Source organism: Pararcticibacter amylolyticus, from assembly GCF_003130405.1.
GTDB classification, from domain to species: Bacteria; Bacteroidota; Bacteroidia; order Sphingobacteriales; family Sphingobacteriaceae; genus Arcticibacter; species Arcticibacter amylolyticus.
Genome location: NZ_QEAS01000037.1, coordinates 14,293 through 20,108, shown reverse-complemented (window position 1 = coordinate 20,108; position 5,816 = coordinate 14,293). Strand labels below are relative to the sequence as shown.

Annotated in this window: 4 protein-coding genes; all 4 read right to left on the bottom strand. The window is 39.4% G+C overall.

Annotation, left to right across the window (positions count from 1 at the left end):
- Window positions 1-144: 144 nt before the first annotated feature.
- A complete protein-coding gene (locus DDR33_RS24270) occupies window positions 145-543 on the bottom strand; it encodes a hypothetical protein (protein WP_109418397.1) in 399 nt (132 codons plus the stop codon).
- Between the two features lie 584 nt (window positions 544-1,127).
- Window positions 1,128-2,843: a response regulator gene (locus DDR33_RS24265; RefSeq protein WP_109418396.1), complete on the bottom strand. Its 1,716-nt coding sequence runs from the start codon at window positions 2,841-2,843 to the stop codon at window positions 1,128-1,130.
- Window positions 2,812-3,522 (bottom strand): hypothetical protein, encoded by a 711-nt coding sequence (locus DDR33_RS24260; RefSeq protein ID WP_109418395.1) that lies wholly within the window; start codon window positions 3,520-3,522, stop codon window positions 2,812-2,814. Before DDR33_RS24260 ends, DDR33_RS24265 begins: the two co-directional genes overlap by 32 nt.
- Window positions 3,519-5,816 (bottom strand): reverse transcriptase family protein (locus DDR33_RS24255; RefSeq protein WP_238387935.1); only part of this gene is annotated, 2,298 nt, incomplete at its 5' end. The genes DDR33_RS24255 and DDR33_RS24260, both read right to left, overlap by 4 nt.

Sequence of the window (5,816 nt, the reverse complement as noted above, 5' to 3'; positions counted from 1 at the left end):
TAGGCGTCTTGTTATGATCTTTCGCATATTGCTGATATTGCTTCATAAAATGAGAGGAAAAAATAAAGTCCTTGATATTCATGCGGGTGAGAAGCCTGTCGGGATCTGTTCTGACTTCATTCCGTATTGTTATCCGATGCGGATTTAGCCGAACTCACTGGAATTATCTTCAATTGGCATTACAGCGCCGCCCCGATAAAGATAAAGAAAAAGATGCTGCCAACGGAACAGATCAGGAAGATACCAATCCCCTTCACCATTAATATGATCCGGAGAGAAGTTCATAGAAGCATCCCCGTATTTATCATGTCCTATACCGATACTATAGCACGCAAACCAGATCCTATCCCGACGATACCCATCATTGGCATCCCAATCAACAACTTCAAAATAAATATTCCTCGTCGGCGGACATATAGGACTGGGGCTATAATTTTTCAATGACGTTATTTCAACGACAAAACTAAATTTCCCCAGTTCTTTTTCATATTTCTCTGCTATCGCCGACGCCACTTTGAAACGCTGCCCTACCTTCAGTTTCATAACAGACAATTATACTAAACAAATTAGCATTTAATTTGCAGGATCACAAGTATCCAGAAACACTTCTATATAATATATCGGAGCCAAGGAGTCTAAAAGCAATGATTGTCCTATTAAATTGCGGTAATTTATCAAAACTCTTTTGACAGCTAGTCTTTTATAGAGATGTATAAATTTGTTATTTCACTTCGAGATAAACAGGAACAATCTTTTTAGGGTCAGTTTGTGTCATCCCTTCGCACATTGACTTGATAGTTAATAAAGCTAAGTCCACCGTCTAAATAGTGTTTTACTGATTAAGGAGCGTGTCCCCAATCATAGTTCCTACTCGTTTTCGATCTCTGAATATTCTTATTTCTGCAATTTCAATTGGTAATGCGCGGGTGGAGGTTGGTATTGCCTGAATCGCTGATTGCCTGCGATGGCAGTATTGTTTTTCCCGATTACACTTGCTCAAAATCACCAATATATACAATATTCAACCGGGTCTATACTTTATGCATTAGTTAGCTGAAACTCAGTATGGAAATTAACCTGTAGAATTTGAACTAGAATATCAGGGATGTAGTTTACAATAAACCAATTTATCGTTTTAAAAACAGCTCAACGATTGCTAGCAAGTTGTTTAATTCCTGTAAGGTAACGAAATGGCGATTGTTTCCGTGCCCGGCTTTCTGATTTCTTATCTGGTTTATCTTTCCCCATTCCTTTAAGTCTGAGTCGCTTTTCCCGAATTGAAACGCCAGGACGAAAGATACTTTAGCTAAAGTGCCAACTGTTTGATCTCTGGGGACTCTGTTATTTCGTACCTTAGTAAAATAGTCACCATTATTTTTATCTTGATGATGCGTCAGTTCCCATCTGCAATTGGATCCGTTGTTGGTGATGACTTTTTGACTCCTGTTGTTTACATACCATTCCAATTGGGCAGTAACTTCCAGATTTTCACGCTGGGCAACAAATTCTTCTAACAATTGATAGTAAGTGAGGTAGGCCAAGTTAAAATACTTCTTACTGCTCACAGTCTTTTTTAAAAGTTCCAAACTGATAGCAAGCGATGAGATACTACGGTTGTAAAACTGCCGGTAGTTGTGTGACACAGCTGAAGAACGTTGATCAATAATATTCTGAATATCTCGATGGAGAGTAACGATGTTTTTTAAAAAACCAAGCTCAAAACATTTTTGGACTTCATTTTTAAAATTTCCGTAATTTTCTTTGGAGAAACTGACTGGAAACTTAAATTCCGGCGATTCTTTGATATAATAGCCGTCCGCACCAGCGTCAAGTAACGATTTCATGTTCCATGCCTTATTGGATGCCGTAAACATGATAATCTGGTTTCCCTCGTTTTGGCTTTTGATATATTGAAGCAGTTTCGCTCCGGAAAAGCTGTCTGGCGTGACAGTTTTTTCTTCATTCGATCCGTCAAGTCGGAGATCTATCAAATAAAGGTCAAAATTGCCGGTGTCAATCAGCTCTTTGCTTGTTACGTTTAAGTTTTTGACGTCTCTGATTTTTTCATTAATGACCTGAAAATCGTTAGCTTTGGACGTTTTGAAAATCTTCCTTAATACGCTTGCCCAGCCTTTTTCGGCTTCATCATCAATCAATAAAATACGCTTACCATTAGATTTAATTTTATCGGGCAAACCAATGGAGACGTGCCCCAGTACACGTAGGCCTCCACGACCGATACTACTGTAATTATCGTTTAGTGCGCTGACGTATTTAAAATATAGTTGTTTACTACTTTTACTCAGCTCTGGATCAGACATTTCGACGGTTAGGTTTGCTGCACGACTTAAGCTAATAGCTCCCCACTGATTCGCCAAAGAATGTTTACCGCTTTTTTCATCAGGATGGATAATGATTGAATTTAAAAATTGCGATTTATAGTCGTCGACACCGAGCGGTTGTAATGTGGTAATCACTTTGCTGACTGCTGACTTTTCATATTCAACGTATTTACATCCAGCGGTGCTTAAAAGATTACCGAGCGAACCCGCAGTGTTATGTATTTTGGCAAACCGATCATTTGATGTAAAGAGGATCGGTATTAAGCGTTTTTCATGCAAACTTTCGGTTAACCTGATATGTAATGCTATCTTCAATCGAAGGATTATTTCTCCAGGGACAAGCGGAATGATCAGCATATCAAAAGCGTGATCTTTAATCGCTTTTTCTAGAAAATCGTGTATTTCTTCGTCGGTTGAAATTAGCGGCAACTCGATGATCGGATAGCCTGCATCTCCAGGTATCGCTTCATTACTTCTTCCAATTATAAATGTTTTTGCCATAGAGACTGAGACTTTCGTTAATGAGGGTGATGTTGTCTTTAAATTCCTTGACCGAGGTGCCTGATTGTTCCAGTTCGTTGATAAATGAGCTGCCTGAATCAGGTATTCCGGTGTAAGTATAAAAACTTTCAAATATCTCCAGATCGATCATATCTGCTCTAAAAGCTTTATCCGACGGAAATCTGATTAGGCTGTCGAGTATTTTATTGGCCAAGCGATCCGCTTCAGCGGTCTGATAACCAATGCCTTCAGTCAATAAACGGAACTCTATCTTTTTCTTACGTTGATATAGCTTGATAAATTCGTCCAGCCTGCTGTAAAAAAGTGTTTTATTGATTTGGAAAACACAATCGGGGTTTTCATTCGGATCATATTCAGTTTCTTTTATTCTATTGCTAAAAATCACTAGCGGAATATTGGAACCGTAGTCAGCGATGACTTCTATGATATTGTTTACGTTTTCATGCGAGTTTTGGATATAATTTCCCTCTTGGTCACAGTCTTCCATGGTTTTATGGATTAAAATACAAGCAGCACCTTTCAAAAACGAAAGATCGGCCAGTCGGGGAAGTGCGGTTACCGGTTTCAATACCGAAGAATAGGTACCTTGCTCGACGAAGAAAACGCCGAACTGGCTTGCACGCATGTCATTTTTATTATCGTCGACTAGATAAATCATTTTTGGTAAAACGTTAAAATATGAGTAAAGCCTGTTATTCTGTTACTGACCTCCTTTGTATTAGGCAAATATTCGATCTCGTTTCCCGCACCCAGCAAGGTGATTCTGACCAGTTTGCTATCCCATATGGTTTCGATCGCCCAGTCGCAATATCCGGTCAGTTTGTTCCGAGCATCAGCCAATTCACCTTTGCCGTTTCCGAGGTCCCGAAAAAAGTCATCCAAGGGCTTCATCGGAAAAGAACCGACGTGTTCTAATGTGATGATTCTTAAACGGTAAGGATCATCGTTTTTCCTTGTATAAGTAATTGCTATTTCCTTGCATTCACCAATACGCTTGTTAAATCCGTCCAGCAGGAGCTTGATAGCTTCGCTGAAATAAGCGACATGTGTATAGAAGTCAGCTTTTTCACAATCTTTAAGTTTGATAGTGCACTCGGGATACTTATCCCCCAATTTCTCCTTAACAATTTGATTGATCAGCCTTTTCAATTCAGGTGCTTCGATCCTAGTGAGCTTTCGAAAAGATTCGATTGTGGCAGCAAAGCCCTCATTTCGTTTCAGATGTTTCTTTGAATCGATGGACCATTTAATGCGATCTGGAAGCGACCATCCATCCTTACATCCTTTGTTCCAATCTGGTGTTTCTGAAAATGCAAATTCATAGACGATCTTCCAGAGTGATGACGGGATAGTTAAGTTTCCTGGTTTGGTCTTATCTTCAAATACTTTGCGGGTTTGGGGTAAAAAGCTTTCGATGTCAAATATTTGATCGCTTTCGTCAAAATCGTGAGTTAGGTATTTTAATCCAGCCGGATCGTCGAAAAGACTCATAAAATCTGCTACACGTTTGGGCATATTCAGTTTTTCGTTGTCGGGAATGGTAAATTTGGATGTTGATTTAGTCAGTAACGAAGATGTATTTAAGCTGCTTTGAATCAGCTTAAGGAGCTTATTTTTGCGTTCATCGTCTGTCACTGTTTCTTTTAAGAGTTTATCCAAAAATTTGTCAATGGTCATGATGCCAGTTTCTGCTTTAAAATGCTCCCAGGCAGCATGTAGGCCGTGCAGTTCCCAGTAATTCAACAACCGATCATTTAGGCTGTCCTTCCTGTTTCTTGCGATCAGTACGGTATACCGGTTATTAAGTTGTTGATATACTTTGTCGTCTGTGCCTTTTACTATTTTTAAGAATTCCAATTTACCACGAAGCACGTTGGCCATGTCCGGAGTTCTCTTTTTTAAATGGCCTTTGTCCCGAATATAGTCGTTTAAGAAAAAAGAATAGGTTTTTTCGTAACCATATCTCTCCCATAAATATAGCCAGGAGCGCATTTTTTTTATATAGTTCCGCGGTACGTTGACATTTTTATTAACCACCAATCCTGTGACCGTTTGACGCTCATCCATCTTTTGAAGTCTCGTTTTTGAAGAGTTAATTTGAAAGCCTTGTTCCTTTATAACCCTTTTAATTTCGGCAATAAAGTCGCTATCTGTTTGATAAACGTTGTGCAATGAGGAAAAGGTGATGTCGTCAGCGTAGCGAGAGTACTTCAGTCCAAACCGTTTAGCAGCCGCCGCCAACAAAAAATCTAACCTCTGGCAAACAATGTTTGTCACTATCGGTGAGGTTGGTGCCCCCTGGGGTACGACATTCTTTTTTACAATATTCAGTGTGCCGTCGGTTTGTTGCATACCGGTTTCGATCTCAGCGCAACATAAGGCGCTGATCATATTAACCACTTCCAGATTCTTGCCCTTCTCATCATTCAAAGTGTCCGTTTTTTTGCCGAGCAGAAACGGCGCCAACTGAAAACATTTCCAGACCCTGGCTTGATCAATGCTAAAGAAGAAATCCTTTAAGTCTATATTATAAACGTAATAGTTTCCGGCGTGTACAGCGGCATTGTCTCGGATGGACTTCCCGGGTACAAAACCAAATGCAGATGAATGGGCGTTAAAAACACAGTTCAAGATCAGATTAAGCGATTTCTGAATTTCCATCAATCCTTTGGTTGGTGCATGGATCATCCGAACACCACCAGACTTTTTTTTTACCGTAAAGGTCCGGTATCGATTTGGATTAACCCGAGGATTTGAATAGTAAGTCAGTTGATTCAATTTAAAATCATAGGCCTTTTCGCCATAGATTATTTTTTTTGCGTAGTTAGCTAAGTGGAGAAAATCTTCCCGAGTCCTCATTTCCCGGAATCTTTTCACTATATATTCACATTGATTTTTTGTTAGCTTCATGATATAAATGTTCTTTGAAGCCTGCTGTTTCATTCTTTGTAT